Raw genomic sequence first — 19,423 nt, forward strand, 5'->3', positions numbered from 1 at the left:
CCCACGTGCGAGGGGTAGCATCTCTGGCAGCGGCGGCCGAGGCCCCGCGACCCCGCTCTGCAGTCGCAAGGAGGATGCCATGCCCGTGACGACCCTGCCCTTCGGGACGGCCCCCGACGGGCGTCCCGCCCACCTCTACCTGCTCTCGAACGGCCGTGGCATGGTCGTGGGTGCGACCGACCTCGGCGCCTGCCTCGTCTCGTGCCGCGTGCCGGACCGCGAGGGGCGCCTGCCCGACGTCCTTCTCGGCTACGACTCGGCGACCGGCTACGCGGACAACCTCATGGCGTTCGGCGGGACCATCGGGCGCGTGGCCAACCGCATCGGCGGCGCCAGCTTCGAGCTTGGCGGCACCACCTACGAGCTCAGCGCCAACCTGGCGGGCAGCTGCCTGCACGGCGGGCGCGAGATGTGGTTCCAGCGCCGGTGGGAGGCGAGCGTCGGGGACTCCTCCGTGACCTTCTCGCTCCTCTCGCCCGACGGCGACCAGGGCTTCCCCGGCGACCTCGACGTGCGCGTAACCTACGCGCTCGCGGGCGACGGCTGCCTCGCCCTGCGCTACCGGGCCGTCCCCTCCGCCCCGACCCTGGTCAACCTCTGCTGCCACGCGTACTGGAACCTGAACGGCCACGCCGCGGGCGACGTTTGCGGCCACAGCCTCCAGGTCGCCGCGAGCCGCTACACCGTAACCGACAAGGACCTGGTGCCCACGGGGGAGCTCGCCTCCGTGGAGGGCACCCCGCTCGACCTGAGGCGCCCCCGGCGGATCGGCGACTGCCTCGCCGAGGTGCCCGGCGGGCTCGACCACAACTTCGCGCTCGACGCCCGCTGCGGGGCGGGTCCGTCCTGCAGCGAGCCCGACGCCGCGGACGACGCACGCCCGCGGCTCGCCGCGACCCTCGTCGGCGATAGGTCCCACATCCGCCTGCGCGTCCTGACCACGGCCCCCGGCCTGCAGGTCTTCACGGCGGGCGGCCTCTCGGAGCCGCACGGCAAGGACGGCGCCCACTACGACCCGAGCGCGGGCGTCGCCCTCGAGACGCAGCTCTTCCCCGACGCCATCCACCACCCGTCCTTCCCCGCCGCGACCGACCCGGTCTTCGGCCCCGAGCGCCCCTTCGAGGGCGAGACGCTCCTCTGCTTCGACGTGGCCGAGGGCTGAGCCCCGCGCCAAAGACGTGCGAGGCGTCAACCAGATAGAAACCGGCGGAGCGCATAATCGTTGTCACGAAAAGCCCCTGGCGCCCGCCGGCACTCCGAGCCGGCGCCCGGCGCCGGCCGAACCACCGGAGGGAAGTCCCATGGCAATCACGCCCGAAGAGGTAAAAGAGACGCTCAACATGGTCGAGCAGCAGAACCTCGACCTGCGCACCATCACGATGGGCGTGTCGCTCAACGGCTGTGCGGACGAGGACATGGGCCGCCTGTGCGACAAGGTCTACGACCGCATCACGAGCAGGGCCGAGAACCTCGTCTCCGTCGCGGAGCAGCTCGAGCGCGAGTACGGCATCCCCATCGCCAACAAGCGCGTGTCCGTCACCCCCGTGGCGCAGATCGCGGCGGGCTGCCCCGACCAGGACCTCACCCCCATCGCCCAGTCGATGAACCGCGCGGCGGAGACGCTCGGCATCGACTTCATGGGAGGCTTCTCCGCCCTCGTGCAGAAGGGCATGGGCGCGACGGACCGCAAGCTCATCGCCTCCATCCCCCACGCGCTCTCCTCCACCGAGCGCGTCTGCTCGAGCGTCAACGTCGCCTCGCTGCGCGCCGGCATCAACATGGACGCGGTCCTGCTCATGGCCCAGACGATGGTCGAGGCTGCCAAGGCGACGGTCGACATCGACTGCTACGGCGCCGCCAAGCTCGTGGTCTTCTCCAACATGGTCGAGGACTCGCCCTTCATGGCGGGCGCCATCCACGGCCCCGGCGAGGGCGACGCGGTCATCAACGTCGGCGTCTCCGGCCCCGGCGTCATGGCGGCGGCGCTCTCGACGCTTCCCGACGACGCCAACCTCACGCAGGTCGCCGAGATGATCAAGCAGACTGCCTTCAAGATAACGCGCGCCGGCGAGCTCATCGGCCGCGAGGCCTCCGCACGCCTCGGCGTCGAGAAGGGCATCGTGGACCTCTCGCTCGCGCCGACCCCGGCCGCCGGCGACTCCGTCGCCAGGATCCTCGAGATCATCGGCGTGGGAGAGTGCGGCGGCCCCGGCACGACGTGCGCGCTCGCGCTGCTCAACGACGCCGTCAAGAAGGGCGGCGTCATGGCGAGCTCGAGCGTCGGCGGCCTCTCCGGCGCCTTCATCCCCGTCTCCGAGGACGCGGGCATGATCCGCGCCGCGCGCGACGGGTCCCTCTCCATCGAGAAGCTCGAGGCCATGACCTGCGTCTGCTCGGTCGGCCTCGACATGATCGCCATCCCCGGCGACACCCCCGTCGAGACGATCGCCGGCATCATCGCCGACGAGATGGCGATCGGCGTCATCAACGCCAAGACCACGGCCGTCCGCCTCATCCCCGCCATCGGCAAGCGCGAGGGCGACCTGCTCGAGTTCGGCGGACTCTTCGGCAGCGCGCCGGTCATGGGCGTGAACCGGTTCGCGGGCACCACCCTGGCCCACCGCGGCGGGCAGTTCCCCGCCCCGCTCAACTCGCTCAAGAACTAGGCCCGCCAGGCCCCGACCGCCAGAGGCAAGACCAAGCCAGCCGCCGGCAGACGAGAAGCCCGTCTGCCGGCGGCTTCTCTCTGGCCGCAGACGCCCGCCGCGCATTGGCCTCTTTTCATCCATTGCATTTATTATAGTATGTGCCGAGGGGTCGAGGGAGAGCCCCTTCACGCACCGCCCGACCCAAGGAGGCCCGGAGATGAGAAGAGCGTGGCTCGCCGCGCTGGCGCTGGTCCCCATGACCCTGTGCGCCCTCCTCCTCGCCGGATGCGGCTCCACGGGCGCCGCGGCGGAGAGCTCCGCCCGGAGCGAGCCCTCCCAGGGAGGCCCGTCCGGTGGCGGCTCACCGGAGGCGGCGATGTCCTACAAGGAGCCGGAGCCAGGGAGCATCGTCCAGGATGGCGCGGCCACCTACTACGTGAACGACATCATCGACGTGACCGTCGTCTCCGGCACCTCACGCGAGCAGGTCGACGACCTCGCCTCCCGAATCGGCGGCAAGGTCGTCGGCGAGATAGGCCTGACCGGTGACTACCAGATACAGCTCGACGAGCCCAAGACGTTCGACGAGATGGAGAGGCTCGCGGAGAGCCTCGCCGAAGACCCCATCGTGGAGGTCGCCATGCCGGAGGAGCTGTTCGAGACGGACGCCAACTACGTCCCGAACGACGGCGTCTGGCGGCAGGAGGGCTGGGACACGGACGACCCGGAGGGCTCCAACTGGGGCGTCGAGGCCATCGACGCCCCAGACGCGTGGGACCTCGTGGACGACATGCAGCCGGTGGGCGTCGGCGTCATCGACAGCATGTTCGACGCCTCGCACGAGGACCTGTCGTTCGCGAGGGTCATTAACAACCCGAGCCATCCAGACGACAAGCATGGCACGCACGTGTCGGGCACGATCGCGGCAGGCTTCGACAACGGAAGGGGCATCGCGGGAATCGCTCCGACCGCCGACCTCTACGGCTTCTCCACCATGGGCGAAGACAGCGACCCCACGGTCCTGAACGGCCACTACGACGGCTACATGAAGTGGAAGTACGGCCTGGCCGAACTGGTCTCCAGCGGCTGTCGGGTGATCAACGTCAGCATGGGACTCACCTTTAGGGGCCACGAGGAGGCGCGGAGGGCCTCCGAGCTCGACGCCCAGGTCTACACCCCCTTCCTCGGGAAGCTGCTGGACAGGGGCTATGACTTCGTGATCGTGCAGGCCGCCGGCAACGACGGCGAACAGGGCTGCGACGCCGTCGAGAACGGCATCTTCGCGGGCATCACCGACGAGCGGCTCAAGGATAGAATCATCGTCGTCGGCGCGGCCGAGAACGCCGGCGACGGGCGCTACCGGCTCGCGGCCTTCAGCAACACCGGGAGCCGCGTCGACGTAGCCGCTCCGGGCGTAGACATCTGCAGCACGGTCCCCGGGGGCTACGAGGGCGGCTGGAGCGGCACCTCGATGGCCGCGCCACACGCGTCGGGGATCGCCGCGCTGTGCTACGCGCTCGACCCCGGCCTCACCGGGGACCAGGTGAAGCGGGCCATCGTGGACACCGCCGACAGGGGCGCGAGCAGCGCCTCCGGGACGTACGCGATGCCCGACGCGTCGGCCGCCGTCGCCTCCGTGCGCCCCGACCTCGGGCGCACGGGCAACGACGAGGCCCACGAGGCCTACGAGCGCTTCGTGGAGGACGGGGATTGGTCCGGGTACGTCCTGGACTTCCTCGCACAGGAGGCCGCGGGTACGTCGGCAGAGTACCTGGGGTCGCGACAGGACCTCATAGGCCTCATGAAGACCAACGGCTCGTCCAACTGGGTCCGCCTGTGGGACATCGACTCCGACGGCGTGGACGAGCTGTTCGTCAGCTCCGGCGGGGTCGCCAACCTCTCCCTCTCCGCGTTCTCCTACGACACGGCCACCCACGAGGTCGCATACCAGGGAAGCGTCCTCTACGGCACGATGTTCTTCGACTTCCGGGGCTCGGACTTCCTCGTCAGCGAGACCGAGCCGAACACCGTGGCCGTACGCGCGAACGGCACGGACCCGACGGGGAGCGCCTTCACGAGCTGGGCGACCGTGACGTTCGACGGCGGCTTCGCGTTCGACTCCCGTCCCGACATGGACGACGCCAGCCTGGCGAGCTGGCACGACGGGAAAACGCTGGACCTGGGCTAGCCAGGGCCCTACAGCGCGCAGGACCAGCGCACGTTCTCGTTGTCGAGGTCCTCGGGGGAGGGCACCACGGTGAGGTGGGGGGTGTCCCAGCAGCGGTGGTCCCGCACGATGGTCGCGGGCACGCCCGCCACGGTGACGTTGGAGGGCACGTCGTGCACCACGACGGCGCCTGCGCCCACCTTCACGTTGTCGCCGATGCGGATGTTGCCCAGGATCGTGGCGTTGGCGCCCACCATCACGTTGTCGCCGAGCGTCGGGTGGCGCTTGCCGCCGTGGTGGCCGGTCATGCCGAGCGTGACACCCTGGTAGAGCAGGCAGTCGTCGCCGATGACGGCGGTCTGGCCGATCACGATGCCCATGCCGTGGTCTATCAGGAAGCGCCGGCCGATGGTGGCGGCGGGGTGGATCTCTATGCCGTAGCGCTTGCGCGAGCGGCGCGCCAGAAACAGGGCGAGCTCGTGCAGGCCGTGCACCCACAGCCAGTGCTGACGCCTGAACGCCCAGATGGCGTGCAGCCCCGTGGAGTTGCGGCGCACGTCGCCGTGGCTCGTGGCGCTCGGGTCGCGCGCGAGCATAGCCTCCACGTCCTCGCGCCGGCGCTGCCGCCACGAGACCCTCTCCTGCATACGGGCGTCCTCCCCGAGGCCGCTCCCGGCCCCCAGGCCCTTCCCGCCCTGCGTGTCCAGCGCACCTGCCAGGCTCATCGCTGTCCCCTCTCGTGCGGCCGGCCCTCCCCCGAGGGCCGGCCGGTTACGCCAGTCTTGCGATAGGTTGCAGCCAGCCGGCTACAGGTCCATCGAGAGGTAGCGCTCGCCCGTGTCGGGCAGGATCGCCACGATCGTCTTGCCGGCGAACTCGGGACGCTTCGCCAGCTCGACGGCGGCCGCGACGGCAGCGCCGGAGGAGATGCCCACGAGCAGGCCGAGCTCGGCCGCGAGGCGCTTCTTTGTCTGGATTGCGTCGTCGGACGCGACGGGGACCACCTCGTCGACGACGGAGGCGTCATAGGTCTTGGGGACGAAGCCGGCGCCGATGCCCTGGATGCGGTGGGCACCGGAGGGCTTGCCAGCGAGCACCTGGGACTCCGCCGGCTCGACGGCCACGGCGTAGACGCCGGGCTTCTGCTCCTTGAGGAAGCGGGCGGTGCCGGAGATGGTGCCGCCGGTGCCGACGCCGGCGACGACGGCGTCCACGGCGCCCTCGGTGTCGCGCCAGATCTCGGGGCCGGTGGTCTTGTAGTGGGCCTCGGGGTTGGCGGGGTTCACGAACTGGCCGGCCACGATGGCGCCGGGCGTCTCGGCCTTGAGCTGGTCGGCCTTGGCGACGGCGCCCTTCATCCCCTCGGCGCCGGGGGTGAGGACGATCGTGGCTCCATAGGAGGCCGCGAGCTTGCGGCGCTCGATCGACATGGTCTCGGGCATCACGAGGATCATCTTGTAGCCGCGCTCGGCCGCGATCATGGCCAGGCCGACGCCGGTGTTGCCGCTAGTGGGCTCGATGATGGTGCCGCCGGGCTTGAGCGAGCCGTCGCGCTCCGCCGCATCCACCATCGCCTTCGCGATGCGGTCCTTCACCGACCCTCCGGGGTTGGTGGCCTCGTACTTGCCGAGGACCCTGGCAGCGCCACCCGCGAGTGGCGAGAGGTCTACGAGGGGGGTCTGGCCGATGAGTGACTCCGTGCGCATTGCGAACTTCATGATGCTCCTCCTATAGATGACGTTCCGCTAGCCGCGAGGTAAGAAGGACGGTCCCTTTTCGCCCGCCCGTTAACTCGCTGGGACAAAGAATGGCACTCATATTCCTAGTTTGCAAGTAGGAATATGTAAGCAGCAGGTTTCGTGCGGCGCAGCCCGGGGCGAGAAGGACCTCAGGGCCGAGAAGGTCCTCGGGGTCGCGCCGGCCGGGACGCAGAGGCGCACGAGAGGGGCGGCGCAGGCCGAAGCCCGCGCCGCCCCTCCCCCAGGCTTGCCCGGCCCCGCCGGCCGCCCGCGCCCGCTATCCGAGCGAGATGACCTCGCACTCCAGCCTCACGCCGAACTGGCGCTCGACCTCCTCCTGCACGTGCTCGATCACGGCGTGCACGTCGGCGGCGGTAGCGTGGCCGAGGTTCACCACGAAACCCGCGTGCTTGGTCGAGACCTGCGCGTCGCCCACGCGGTAGCCCTTGCACCCCGCGTCCGTGATGAGCTTGCCGGCGAAGTGCCCCTCCGGCCGCTTGAAGGTGGAGCCGGCGCTGCCGAACTCGAGCGGCTGCTTCTCCTCGCGGCGCCTCGTCAGGTCCTGCATGGTCGCAGAGATCTCGGCGGGGTCGCGCGGCTCGAGGCGCACCGTTGCGGAGACGACCACCAGCCCGGCGGTCCTGATCAGGCTCGTGCGGTACCCGAGCTCGAGCTCGTCGGCGGGCACGTCCGCGACCGAGCCGTCCGGCATGACCGCCCGCACGCGCACGAGGACGTCGGCCATCTGGCCGCCGTAGGCGCCCGCGTTCATGTAGCACGCGCCGCCGACGGACCCCGGGATGCCGCAGGCGAACTCCAGGCCGCCGAGCCCCAGCTCGAGGGCCTTGTCGGTCGCCTCCTTGAGCGAGACGCCCGCGCCGAAGGTGAGCTCGTCGCCCTCGCGCGAGAAGCCCTTGAGCCCGTCGGCGGCGACGATGACGCCGCGGTAGCCCGCGTCGGAGACGAGCAGGTCTGAGCCTTTGCCGAGCAGGAAGTACGGCACGTCGCGCTCCCGCAGCCAGGCGAGGGCCCGCACCAGCCCGTCGGCGCTCTCCGGGACGGCGTAGAGGTCGGCGGGGCCGCCGACCCGGAAGGTGGTGTGCTCGCTCATCGGCTCGTCCTCGAGCACCCGCCCGCTCCCCAGGATGGCGGCAAGCCCGCGGGCAGCGGCCCGCCTGTCGAACGTCTCCCCTGACATCGCCCCTCCTCACGGCCTGCGCCCCGGCGGCGCGCAGGCTCGCATCGGCCTCGTGCAAACATCTATCAAGCATACTCGTACCCGCAGTCTATCCCAGCAGGCACCCCTCCCGCCCGGGGGCCGCGCGCCCCTCTCGCCCACGCGTCCTTCTCGGCCGCGCGCCCTTCCTTTCGCGCTTGTAAAACCCGGGAAGCGTATCCGTGGACGCGCGGGGCGTTCGTGCTATGCTCCTGCCCGTCAGTTTCAGGGCGGGGTGAGATTCCCCACTGGCGGTAACGACCGGGGAGCACAGGGCTCCCGGCGGAGTCCGCGACCCGCGAGAGCGGTTGACCTGGTGAGAGTCCAGGACCAACGGTCAGAGTCCGGATAGAAGAAACGGAGACGCCACCATGGCACAACCATCCCTCGACAAGCACGCGACCACCGACCAGAACGGCGGCTGGTCCACCCGGCGCATCGCGGTGTGCGCCCTGTTCTGCGCCATCTCGGCGGTCTGCACGCTGTTCATCGAGTTCCCGATCATTCCCGGCATCGAGTGGCTGCGCTACGACCCGTCCGGGATCGTCGCGCTCCTCGCGGGCTTCTCGTTCGGCCCGGCGGTCGGCGCGGTCGTGTCCGTCCTGCCCTACCTCGTGCACCTCGGCACCTCGGGCGGCATCTACGGGACCATCATGGCGATCCTCGTAACCTTCGCCATGACCGTGCCCGCCTCGCTGATCTTTCGCACCAAGCCCTCGCCCAGCCGCGCTGTCGTGGGCATGGTGGCGGGCGGCGTCATCTGCGTGGCCGCCGCCATCCTCGGCAACCTGGTCTTCACGCCGCTGTACGCCGGCATGCCCGTCGAGGCCGTCAAGGCCCTGATCGTCCCCGCGCTGCTGCCGTTCAACGTCCTCAAGGCCGCGATCAACGGCGTCGTCGCGGGCCTGCTGCTGAGGCCCGTCTCCAAGGCGATAAGGTAGCCGGGGCCGCCCCCACTTGGCGGCCGAGCAGAGATTCAGCACGTCCCGGGGACGGTGGGCGCACGCCCGCCGTCCCCTCTCCGATCCGCCGGCGCCGGGTGCGCCGGCGGCACCCCCAAAGAAAGGCAGGTGAGCGCGTGGGCACGTCCCCCAGCCAAGTCCGCACGGCCCCGTGCGCCGCAGGCAGGCGGCCCGTCCCCCGGAAGGGCGGGGAGCCCCTGCTGTCGCTTCGCGGGGTCACCCTGCGCTACGACAGCGGCGTCCGCGCCCTGGACGGCGTCGACCTCGACGTCTTCCCCGCGGAGCGCCTCTGCGTCCTGGGCGCCAACGGCTCCGGCAAGTCCACGCTGGGCTCCGTGCTCTGCGGCCTCCTCGCCCCGGACGAGGGCGAGGTCACGCTCCTCGGCGAGCGCGTGCTCGCGGACGGCAGGGTGGACTTCGACGCCTACCGCCGCGCGCGCCGCGGCATCGGCCTCGTCTTCCAGAACCCGGACGACCAGATCGTCACGACCGTCGTCGAGGAGGACGTGGCCTTCGGGCCGGAGAACCTCGGCCTCGACCCGGAGGAGATCGGCCGCCGGGTGCGCCGCGAGATCCGGCGCGTCGCCCTCGACGACTACGCGAAGGCCGACCCCACGCTGCTCTCCGGCGGGCAGAAGCAGCGGCTCGCCATCGCCGGCGCGCTGGCCATGGAGCCGCGCGCGATCGTGTTCGACGAGCCTGCCGCCCTTCTCGACGTCCGCGGGCGCCGCTCGATCCTCGAGGTCATGGGCGAGCTGCGGGAGTCCGGCATCGGCATGGTCCACATCACCCACTACATGGACGAGGCCCTCTCGGCCGACCGCGTCGTCGTGCTCGACCACGGCCGCGTCCGCCTCGAGGGCACGCCCGAGGAGGTCTTCGCGCACGCCGACCACATCCGCGACCTGGGGCTCGAGGAGCCCTTCCCGGCGCGGCTCTCCGGACGGCTCGCCGAGCTGGGCGTCGGTGTGGGCTGGACCTGCGACCCCCAGGAGCTCGCCGCCTCCGTCGCGGCCGTCTGCGCCCACGCCCCGGCCCCGGGCGAGAAGGACGCGGGCCCCGCGACGGCCGCCGGGGAGGGCGGTCGCCAGGCCGCGCCCGCAGAGGGCCTGTGCCCCACGCCCGCGCCCGCGCGCGGTGCAGGCGCCGAGGAGCCCGCGGTCCTTGTCGACCACGTGTCCTACGGCTACGCCGACGGCATCGCGGGCACGCCCGCGGGGTCGGCCCTCGACGACGTCTCGCTCGAGGCGCTGCGCGGCGAGAGCGTCGCGATTGTCGGCCAGACCGGATCGGGCAAGTCGACCCTGCTCAGGCTCGTCTGCGCGCTCGACACGCCGGACGCCGGCACCATCAGGGTCGACGGGCTCGACACGGCCGACAAGCGCTCGCGCCGCCTCATCCACGGGCGCATCGGCTACGTGATGCAGTTCCCCGAGCGCCAGCTCTTCGCGGAGACGGTCGCCCAGGACGTGGCCTACGGCCCCACCAACCTGGGCCTCGCCGCCGGCGAGGTCTCCCGGCGCGTGGCCGAGGCCCTCGCGCTGGTGGGCCTCGCCGACAAGGCCGACGACTCGCCCTTCGAACTCTCCGGCGGCCAGCAGCGCCTCTGCGCGCTCGCGGGCATCCTCGCCATGCGGCCCGAGACAATCGTGCTCGACGAGCCGAGCGCCGGGCTCGACCCGCGCGGCCGCATCGAGCTGGAGTCCATCCTCGACGACGTCCACGCGCGTGGCGCCACCGTCGTCAGGGTCACGCACTCGATGGAGGAGGCCGCCGAGGCCGAGCGCGTCGTGGTCCTCGACCGGTCGCGGGTCCTGATGCGGGGCACGCCCGCCGAGGTCTTCTCGCCCGAGAACGGCCGCGCGCTCGCTGAGGCCGGCCTGGGGCTACCCCTCCCGCTGCGCTGGGCGCTTCGCCTCGGCGAGCTGGGCGTGGACGGGCTGGGACGGCCGCTCACGACGGAGGCGCTGGCGCGCGCCGTCGCCCGGCGCGCGGGCGCGGCTCGCACCGGCGGCGGGGCCGCGAAGGGGGGCGAGGCGTAGCCATGGCTCTCCGGATCACGCTGGGGCAGTACTACCCCGCCCAGTCGCCGCTGCACCGGATGGACCCGCGTGCCAAGCTCGTGTGCATCCTCGTGCTGGTGGTGACCTGCTTCTTCATCAACTCCCCGCTGCAGCTCGCCTACGGCTACGCGGCGCTGGTCGCCCTCGTGGCCTCCTCGCGCGTGCCGCTCGGCAAGGTCCTCGCCTCCACGCGGGCGCTGATCGCGACCTTCGCCATCCTGAGCCTGTTCAACCTGCTCGTGCGGCCCACGGGCACGCCCCTGGCGCAGCTGGGCCCCATCCTCATCACCACCGACGGCGCCTGGGCGGCCGTCCTCTACACGTTGAGGCTCGTCATCGCGGTCGTGGCCTGCGCCCTGCTGCTGCTCACGACCACGCCGACCTCGCTCACCGACGCCCTCGACTCGCTGCTCTCGCCGCTGGCGCGCCTGGGCCTGCCCGCCCACGAGATCGCCATGATCTTCTCGCTGATGCTGCGCTTCATCCCGACGCTGGCCGACGAGGCCTCCGCCGTCATCGACGCGCAGACCGCGCGCGGCGGCGCCTTCGGCCAGGGCTCGCCCGTCCACCGCGTCAAGGCCGTGGGCCCCGTGATCGTGGCCCTCCTGGCGAGCTCCATGCGCCACGCCAACGGGCTCTCGCGCGCGCTCGGCGCCCGCTGCTACGAGGGCGCCCAGACGCGCAGCCGCTGGCACCCACTCGCGATGCGCCCGTCCGACTGGGGCTTCGTCGCCCTCGCGGCGGCCTACGTGGCGGGCCTGCTCCTGCTGGGGGGCGTCTAGGCGCCCGGCGGGCCGGCGCGGCGCGGCGGGCGCTCGCGGGTGCCGGCCGGGCGCGGGCGCCCCGCCCGCGCCCGGCCTCCCTAGGCCTCCTCGAAGTCCACGACCTCGACGGAGCGCTCCATCTCGGAGCCGGCGAGGCCGACGTCTCCCACGCTCATCTCGCCGCGCTGGTTGTCAAAGGGGTCCTCGCGCAGGGCGTCGTCGGGCGGCGTGAGCGGCTCGTAGAAGTCCGTGCAGGCGATCATCCGGAGCGGGTCGAGGTTGCCGAAGTAGTGGGTGCGGCGCAGCTCGTCCCCCGAGCGGTAGGCGCTCGCGCCGAACGAGCAGTCCACCCAGCGCCAGCCGTAGGGCCCGGCGTAGAACTGCGCCCAGTCGTGCGGGCGGGCGCCCTGCGGCCGCACGTAGAGGCCGCTCTGCCAGCGCGCGGGCACGCCGGCGATCCTGCAGAGGGTGATGAAGAGCAGGGACATGCAGCCGCAGTCGCCCGTGAGGGTGCGCGCCGTGGTGTCGGCGATGCTGCCGAGGGCCACGTAGGCCGGCTGGTAGTGGTACTTGACGCTGCTCGTCACGTAGTCGTAGATCGCGCGGGCGCGCGAGAGCGCGTCGCGCCGCTCGCCCACCACCCTGCGCGCGAGCGCGCGCAGGAAGGGTGTGAAGACGATGTGCGGGGCCTTCTCGCCCAGGTAGGGCGCGAGGTCCGTCGGCGCGTCCGCGGGGCCGGGGTAAGTGGGCACGCCCTGGCGCCGCCTGGAGCCCGCCTCGTCCGCGGCCTGATAGAGGGCGACGTAGGGAACCTGGATGGTGTAGCGGTAGAGCACCTGGAAGCTCGCGCGGCCCTCCACGAGGGGAAGCTCGGCCCCCCTGCCCTCCCAGAAGATCGTCCGCTGCGCGGAGTCGACCGGCGAGACCACGCCGCCGGGCGTGGACTCGTAGAAGACCTCGACGCCGCGCTGCTCGCCGCACTCGACCGGCAGCGGGAGCCAGGCCCTGACGACGTCTTCCGGCGCCACCGGCGCCCTCGAAGCGACGGTCGCGCGCAGGGTGATGCGGCGCGCCTGCGAGCAGGTCTCACGCATGGAGACGAGGGTGCGGACCAGCCCCTTGGCGTCCGGGTCCCGACTCGCCTCCAGACCGGGGACCTCGCCGGCGTGGCGCTCGAGGGTCTCCAGGTAGCGCGGCAGGAAGCGGCGCTCGCCGTCTATCTCGCGCCAGTCCACCAGGCGGCGCTCCATCAGCTCGTCGAGCAGGGCGTCGGCGTCGCCCGAGGCGCCCTTCAGCCTCCCCCTGAGGCCTCCCAGCACGTCCTCCCTGCTGAGGCGGTACTCCTGGCACACGCGCCTGAGCCGGTAGAGCTCCACGCGCAGCCGCGCCGCGCGCTCCGGCTCGAGGTCGCCGGCCGCGAGCTCCCCCTCGATCCTGCGCATAGCCTCGCTCGTCCGCCCGGAGCGCTCGAGGCGCTCGAGGCCGGGGTCGAGCGGCCTGGACACGAGCGCGAAGTCCTCGTTCCTGACGGACGCGCGCAGGCGCGCGTCCTTCTCGGCCGCCCACGTCGAAGACGGCGCCCCGACAGCTGAAGCCTCACCGGACATGGCTGAACCTCCGTTCCGTCGCGGGATGCGGAAATGATAGCCAAGCCCGCCGCCGGCGGGCCGCCGTGGTCCGTGGACGCTGCGCAAACCTCCGTAAACTGCCCCGCCCGACCGTGCGGGCGAACTATCATGGACGAGTACCCTCCGGCAACGACAACCAGGGAAGGCAGGACCTATGGTCTCTCGCGTCTACGTAGAGAAGAAGCCTGGATTCGACGTGGAGGCGAGCCAGCTCCGGCACGAGCTGCGCCACACGCTCGGTATCTCGGCCATCACCGACCTCAGACTCATCAACCGCTACGACGTCGAGGGGATCTCCGACGAGCTGTTCGAGCAGTGCATACCCACCGTCTTCAGCGAGCCCCAGAGCGACGTTGCCTCCCGCGACCTGCCCGACCTCTCCGGCCTGCGCGTGTTCGCCGTCGAGTCCCTCCCCGGCCAGTTCGACCAGCGCGCTGCCTCCGCGAGCGAGTGCGTGCAGCTCATCTCCCAGGGCGAGCGCCCCGAGGTGCGCTGCGCCAAGCTCTACGCCATCGGCGGCGACGTGACCGACGCCGACCTCGAGGCCGTCAAGCGCTACGTGATCAACCCGGTCGAGTCGCGCGAGGCCTCCCTCGAGGAGCGCGAGACGCTCCGCGTTGCCTACCCCGAGCCCGCGGACGTCGAGGTCCTGGACGGCTTCCTCGACCTCACGGACGACGAGCTCGCGGCCTTCATCGACGAGCGCGGCCTGGCCATGGACCTCGCCGACATCCAGTTCTGCCAGAGGTACTTCTCCGACGAGGGCCGCGTGCCGACCATCACGGAGATCCGCATGATCGACACCTACTGGTCCGACCACTGCCGCCACACCACCTTCGGCACCCAGCTCGACCAGGTGAGGATCGACGACGAGGTCGTCTGGGAGGCCTTCAACCGCTACCTCGCGATGCGCGAGGAGCTCGGCCGCGCCGAGCGCCCCGTCTGCCTCATGGACATGGGCACCATCGGCGCCAAGTGGCTCGAGCACGAGGGCAAGCTCGAGAACCTCGACAAGTCCGAGGAGATCAACGCCTGCACGGTGAAGGTCAAGGTGGACGTCGACGGCACCGACGAGGACTGGCTCTTCCTCTTCAAGAACGAGACCCACAACCACCCGACCGAAATCGAGCCCTTCGGCGGCGCGGCCACCTGCATCGGCGGCGCCATCCGTGACCCGCTGTCCGGCCGCAGCTACGTCTACCAGGCCATGCGCGTGACCGGCGCGGGCGACCCGAGGGTCCCGGTCTCAGAGACCCTGCCTGGCAAGCTCCCGCAGCGCAAGATCTGCCGCACCGCGGCGGCCGGCTACTCCTCCTACGGCAACCAGATCGGCCTGGCCACCGGCAAGGTCGACGAGGTCTACGACCCCGGCTACGTGGCCAAGCGCATGGAGATCGGCGCCGTCGTGGGCGCCACCCCGGCCGACCACGTGCGCCGCGAGTGCCCGGCGCCGGGCGACAAGATCGTCCTGCTCGGCGGGCGCACCGGCCGCGACGGCATCGGCGGCGCCACCGGCTCCTCCAAGGCCCACAACGTCGAGTCGCTCGAGAAGGACGGCGCCGAGGTCCAGAAGGGCAACGCCCCGACCGAGCGCAAGCTGCAGCGCCTCTTCCGTCGCGGCGACGCCTGCCGCCTGATCAAGCGCTGCAACGACTTCGGCGCGGGCGGCGTCTCCGTCGCCATCGGCGAGCTGGCCGACGGCCTCTACATCGACCTCGACCGCGTCCCCAAGAAGTACGAGGGCCTCGACGGCACCGAGCTCGCCATCTCCGAGTCCCAGGAGCGCATGGCCGTGGCCCTCGCGCCCGAGGACGTGGACGAGTTCCTCGGCTACGCGGCCGAGGAGAACCTCGAGGCCACGGTCGTGGCCCGCGTCACCGAGTCCCCGCGCCTGGTCATGACCTGGCGCGGCAAGACCATCGTCGACGTGAGCCGCGCGTTCCTCTCCTCCAACGGCGCCCCCAAGCACCAGGTGGTCCACATCGAGCACCAGGAGCCCTGGCAGCCCACCTGGGAGGGCGACGACCTCGCCGACAGGCTCGACGCGGTCCTCTCCGACCTCAACGTCGCCTGCAACAAGGGCCTCTCCGAGCGCTTCGACTCCACGATCGGCGCGGCCACGGTCCTCATGCCCTTCGGCGGCAGGCGCCAGCTCACCCCGTCGATGGCGATGGCGGCCAAGCTCCCCGTCGAGGGCGAGACCACGACCTGCTCCGGCATGGCCTGGGGCTTCAACCCGCGCCTGATGGAGCACGACCAGTTCCGCGGCGCGTACCTGTCCGTCGTCGAGTCGCTCTCCAAGCTCGTGGCCGCGGGCTTCGAGCACAGGAAGGCCTACCTCACCTTCCAGGAGTACTTCGAGAAGCTCCGCGACGTCCCCGAGCGCTGGGGCAAGCCCGCGGCGGCCGTCCTCGGCGCCCTCATGGCCCAGGCCGACCTCGGCGTCGCGTCGATCGGCGGCAAGGACTCCATGTCCGGCTCCTTCGAGGACCTCGACGTGCCGCCGACCCTGGTCTCATTCGCCACGGCCGTCGGCAGCGTCGGGCGCGTGTGCTCCCCCGAGCTCAAGCACGCCGGCGACCGCCTGTGGGCGATCCTGCCCGCCTACGGCGAGTGCAACCTGCGTCCGACGCCGGAGTCGCTGCTCGCGACCTTCGACGCCGTCGAGGGGCTCGTCGGCCGCGGCGAGGCGCGCGCGGTGGCGACGCCCGGCTACGGCGGCTGGGCCGAGGGCCTCTTCAAGATGTGCGTCGGCAACGAGCTCGGCATCCGCTTCGACGAGGGCTTCGACACCGACCGCCTCTTCAACCTCGCCTACGGCAGCTTCGTGGTCGAGCTCGCGCCCGGCGTGAGCCCCGAGGCGCCGGCCGGCGTCTTCGTGGAGCCCTTCGGCACCGTGGTCGAGGACTACCTCTGGATCGTGGGCGACAAGGGCCTCGACCTCGCCGACGCCGAGGAGGCCTGGAAGGAGCCCCTGGCCGAGGTCTACCCGTGGGAGCAGGCGGGCGAGCGCGTGGAGGTCGTCTCGCACACCACCGGCGGCGGCATGTCCGCCCCCGCCGTCAAGCTCGCGCGCCCGCACGTCGTGATCCCGGTCTTCCCGGGCAACAACTGCGAGTACGACAGCGCCGCCGCCTTCGAGCGCGCCGGTGCCGACGTCACGACCCTCGTGGTCAACAACCTCACGCCCGAGCGCGTCGCCGAGAGCGCGCGTGCCCTCGTCGACGAGATCCGCCGCTCGCAGATCGTCATGATCCCCGGCGGCTTCTCCGGCGGCGACGAGCCCGACGGCTCCGCCAAGTTCATCACGAGCTTCTTCCGCAACCCCGCGGTCACCGAGGCCGTCCGCGACCTCCTCAACGCCCGCGACGGCCTGATGCTCGGCATCTGCAACGGCTTCCAGGCCTTGGTCAAGCTCGGCCTCGTGCCCTTCGGCGACATCGTGGACATGAGCGACGAGTGCGCCACCCTCACCTTCAACACCATCGGCCGCCACCAGAGCCGCCTCGTGCGCACCCGCGTCGCGAGCGACCTCTCGCCCTGGCTCTCCAAGTGCGCGGTCGGCGACGTCCACACCATCGCCATCAGCCACGGCGAGGGCCGCTTCGTGGCGCCCCAGGCCCTTCTCGACGAGCTCGTCGCCAAGGGCCAGGTGGCGACCCAGTACGTGGACGAGGACGGCGTGCCGTCCCTCGACCTCGACGTCAACCCCAACGGCTCCATGCTCGCCATCGAGGGCATCACGAGCCCGGACGGGCGCGTCCTCGGCAAGATGGGCCACACGGAGCGCTACACCTCCGGGACCTACAAGAACGTCGACGGCAACCCCTACCAGCCCCTCTTCGAGGGCGGCGTGGCGTACTTCGCAGACTAGCGACCACGCCCGCACGAAGGGACCCGAGCCTGGGGCCCGCACGACCGGTACGAGCCGGCCGCGCGGGCCCCTTTCCCATGCGGCGGGCCGCCGCGCGGGGCGCGCACGGCTAGAATTGGTCGCGTACCCCAGACGCGAAGGAGGAACGTGTCCGACGTAGACCCCACCGAGGGCGGGCCCGGCGGCCGGGACCGCATCCAAGAGATCGTCGACTCCGTCCTCGAGGCCATGGGCGACAAGGGCGACGCGAGCATCACGACGCGCACCTACTCCGACGAGCCGATCCTGCGCACCGGCGCCGACTTCAGGCGCGAGCGGGAGGCGCGCGACGCCAGCCGCCCGAACGACGCCCCCTCCAAACGCACCCCGACCCAGGCGGACGGGACCCCGCCCCGCACGGGCGAGGCCCAGGTGCGCCGGAGCCGGAGCAGCCAGGAGTACCAGGAGATCATCCGCCGGTCCTACGAGCGCTCGACCTCCCGCGCGGAACGCGCCTGGAGGCCGGCGACGATCGGCACCTCCTCCCTGCCGGAGACGCTCCGGGAGCTGCGCGCGCTCGAGCACGAGCTGCCTCACTCCGGCAGGAGGCAGGAGGCGGAGCTGTTCGTGCGCCAGGCCCGCCTCGCCGAGGACTACGCGGACGACGCGTCCTTCTCCGCCATCTACGTCTACCAGCAGCTGCCGACCTACCGAGCGCTGGGCAACCGCGAGCTGCGCGGCTACTTCGCCTGGAGGGCCGAGTGGAGGCGTGGCGTGGCGCGCACGATCCCCTACGCCTACGCGCGCCTCCTCGCCGCCGAGCTCGTCAACGGAGTCGGGTGCGGGCGCCGGCGGGACGAGAAGGACCCGGGGTCCGAGGGCCCCGCCGAGCCCGAGGGGAGCGGGCGGCCCCGCAAGGGCGCCGCGCCCGCCTGGGGCGACGCCTGCGCGCGCGAGCTCCTGCGCCTCAGGGACGCCGCCCCCGAGCTCTGCACGTCCGGCATGGGCCCCAACCTCGTCCGCGAGCTCTCGGGCTGGCTCGACGACTGCGTCGTCTGCCTCGGCGCGGACCCCGCGCTCGCGGTCTCCGAGTGGGAGCGGACCTTCGGCGCGGCGGTCAGGGTGCTGCGCATCGCCGAGGGACGCGCCGTCTCGGACGCGGCGGCGGCGCGCAGGGCCGCGCGGACCGCCGCCGGGCCGGAAGGAGCCCTCGCCCGGGAGGACGCCCGGAGGGAGTACGCCCGCGTCACGGGCGACGCGCGCTCGGCCTTCGCGCGCGACCCGATGGAATGCATCGCCGACAAGGACGCGCCGGTCACGGACGAGCAGGTCTTCCGCGCCATGCTCGACCTCTCCTCGCGTAAGCCCAACCACTCGCCCTTCTTCCGCGCGCACCCCGAGGCCGCCGCCAGGGTCTCCGCCAGGGTCTTCGCCGCCATGTGCGAGCACTGCGCACGAAGGCGCAAGGTCGGCTTCGTCGACGGCCTCTTCGGTCCTCCCTGGGCCACGGGCTACACCCCGTTCCGCGGCCTCCCCTACGTCGAGCCCGAGGGGCTGCCGGACGTCGAGGTGCGCCTCAGCGACGTCGAGCTCGTCATCCGCTCCGAGGGACGCCTCAGCGAGCTCAAGGGCTACGACCGCTGCGTCCCCTCGCGCGATCTCGCGCTCGTCCTGCACGAGATCGACCGCCAGATGAGGGCCGCCTGGCAGGAGGGCCACCAGCTCAAGCCGAAGGGCCTGCCCAAGTACCTCGTGCGCATCGTCGAGGGGGCCGCGCGCGAGGTCTGGCAGGAGGAGCGGGAGCGCGAGGCCCGCCGCGTGAGGATCGACTTCTCCCAGCTGGCGCACATCCGCTCCGCCGCCGCGACGACCCGCGAGGCGCTCCTCGTGGACGAGGAGCGCGAGGGCTACGTGCCGCCCTCGGAGGCCACGGCCGACGAGGCCCCCCAGCCGGGGACCGCGCCCGCGGGCGCCTCGCCGGCCGCGGGCGTCGTCGCACCAGCAGGCCCCGCGCCGGCGGCCAGCGATGACGCTCCCGCGCAGGCCGCCGGCGGCGACGTGCCCGAGGGCGGCGCGGGGGAGGAGGGCGCGGAGACGCTCGGCCTCACGCCGCTCGAGCTCGCCGCGCTCGAGCGAATCCTCGATGCCAGGCCGATCGACGACCTCCTCGGCCCGGGCGCGCCCCTGCCCTCCGTCCTCGTCGACTCCATCAACGAGAAGCTCTTCGACGAGGTCGGCGATGCCGTCGTCGAGGAGACCGACGACGGCTGGCGAGCCGTCGAGGACTACGCGGACGACGTGCGGGAGCTCATCGGGACCTAGGCCTCGCGGCGCGCCGGGCGCGAGGACCTGTGAGAACTTTATTTAGAACAACTGTTCCCCT

12 protein-coding genes and 1 riboswitch are annotated in these 19,423 nt (G+C 71.8%); of the genes, 8 read left to right on the plus strand and 4 right to left on the minus strand.

All coding sequences use genetic code 11. The annotated features are described in order from the left end of the window. Positions 1–79: 79 nt before the first annotated feature. The 3 genes from VXJ25_RS02805 to VXJ25_RS02815 all read left to right on the plus strand — a co-directional run bounded on the left by VXJ25_RS02805 (position 80) and on the right by VXJ25_RS02815 (position 4,836). On the plus strand, positions 80–1,162 hold the full coding sequence (locus tag VXJ25_RS02805) for an aldose epimerase family protein (protein WP_330957697.1): 1,083 nt from the start codon (positions 80–82) through the stop codon (positions 1,160–1,162). A gap of 139 nt (positions 1,163–1,301) precedes the next feature. Next, positions 1,302–2,666 carry a PFL family protein gene (locus VXJ25_RS02810; protein WP_330957698.1) on the plus strand — a complete coding sequence of 455 codons (1,365 nt, stop codon included), beginning with the start codon at positions 1,302–1,304 and terminating at the stop codon, positions 2,664–2,666. A gap of 199 nt (positions 2,667–2,865) precedes the next feature. Then, the gene (locus VXJ25_RS02815; protein WP_330957699.1) at positions 2,866–4,836 is read left to right on the plus strand and encodes a S8 family peptidase; all 1,971 of its coding nucleotides are present in this window, start codon (positions 2,866–2,868) and stop codon (positions 4,834–4,836) included. Between the two features lie 8 nt (positions 4,837–4,844). On the opposite strand, the gene cysE is transcribed toward VXJ25_RS02815, so the two are convergent. The 3 genes from cysE to murB all read right to left on the minus strand — a co-directional run bounded on the left by cysE (position 4,845) and on the right by murB (position 7,752). Beyond that, positions 4,845–5,540, minus strand: a complete 696-nt coding sequence (gene cysE / locus VXJ25_RS02820; protein WP_330957700.1) for a serine O-acetyltransferase — start codon at positions 5,538–5,540, stop codon at positions 4,845–4,847. Positions 5,541–5,621: 81 nt separating this feature from the next. Then, entirely contained in the window at positions 5,622–6,533 is a 912-nt protein-coding gene (gene cysK, locus VXJ25_RS02825) for a cysteine synthase A (RefSeq protein WP_330957701.1), read from the minus strand. Between the two features lie 298 nt (positions 6,534–6,831). After that, a complete protein-coding gene (gene murB / locus VXJ25_RS02830) occupies positions 6,832–7,752 on the minus strand; it encodes a UDP-N-acetylmuramate dehydrogenase (protein ID WP_330957702.1) in 921 nt (306 codons plus the stop codon). 235 nt (positions 7,753–7,987) lie between these two features. Beyond that, positions 7,988–8,134, plus strand: a riboswitch (FMN riboswitch). A gap of 7 nt (positions 8,135–8,141) precedes the next feature. On the opposite strand from murB, the gene VXJ25_RS02835 reads away from it, so the two are divergent. The 3 genes from VXJ25_RS02835 to VXJ25_RS02845 all read left to right on the plus strand — a co-directional run bounded on the left by VXJ25_RS02835 (position 8,142) and on the right by VXJ25_RS02845 (position 11,577). Continuing rightward, positions 8,142–8,711, plus strand: a complete 570-nt coding sequence (locus VXJ25_RS02835) for an ECF transporter S component (RefSeq protein WP_330957703.1) — start codon at positions 8,142–8,144, stop codon at positions 8,709–8,711. Positions 8,712–8,848: 137 nt separating this feature from the next. Continuing rightward, on the plus strand, positions 8,849–10,774 hold the full coding sequence (locus tag VXJ25_RS02840) for an ABC transporter ATP-binding protein (RefSeq protein WP_330957704.1): 1,926 nt from the start codon (positions 8,849–8,851) through the stop codon (positions 10,772–10,774). Between the two features lie 2 nt (positions 10,775–10,776). Continuing rightward, positions 10,777–11,577 carry an energy-coupling factor transporter transmembrane component T family protein gene (locus VXJ25_RS02845; protein WP_330957705.1) on the plus strand — a complete coding sequence of 267 codons (801 nt, stop codon included), beginning with the start codon at positions 10,777–10,779 and terminating at the stop codon, positions 11,575–11,577. Between the two features lie 80 nt (positions 11,578–11,657). On the opposite strand, the gene VXJ25_RS02850 is transcribed toward VXJ25_RS02845, so the two are convergent. Continuing rightward, positions 11,658–13,166 (minus strand): transglutaminase-like domain-containing protein, encoded by a 1,509-nt coding sequence (locus tag VXJ25_RS02850; protein ID WP_330957706.1) that lies wholly within the window; start codon positions 13,164–13,166, stop codon positions 11,658–11,660. A gap of 175 nt (positions 13,167–13,341) precedes the next feature. Between VXJ25_RS02850 and VXJ25_RS02855 the strand changes: the two genes are divergently transcribed. Both VXJ25_RS02855 and VXJ25_RS02860 read left to right on the plus strand, forming a co-directional pair. Further along, positions 13,342–17,061, plus strand: a complete 3,720-nt coding sequence (locus tag VXJ25_RS02855) for a phosphoribosylformylglycinamidine synthase (protein ID WP_330957707.1) — start codon at positions 13,342–13,344, stop codon at positions 17,059–17,061. Positions 17,062–17,208: 147 nt separating this feature from the next. After that, the gene (locus tag VXJ25_RS02860) at positions 17,209–19,362 is read left to right on the plus strand and encodes a TerB N-terminal domain-containing protein (RefSeq protein ID WP_330957708.1); all 2,154 of its coding nucleotides are present in this window, start codon (positions 17,209–17,211) and stop codon (positions 19,360–19,362) included. Positions 19,363–19,423: the final 61 nt, after the last annotated feature.

The sequence above is a fragment of the Olsenella absiana genome (genome assembly GCF_036408855.1).
In the GTDB taxonomy this organism is placed as follows: Bacteria; Actinomycetota; Coriobacteriia; order Coriobacteriales; family Atopobiaceae; genus Olsenella_K; species Olsenella_K absiana.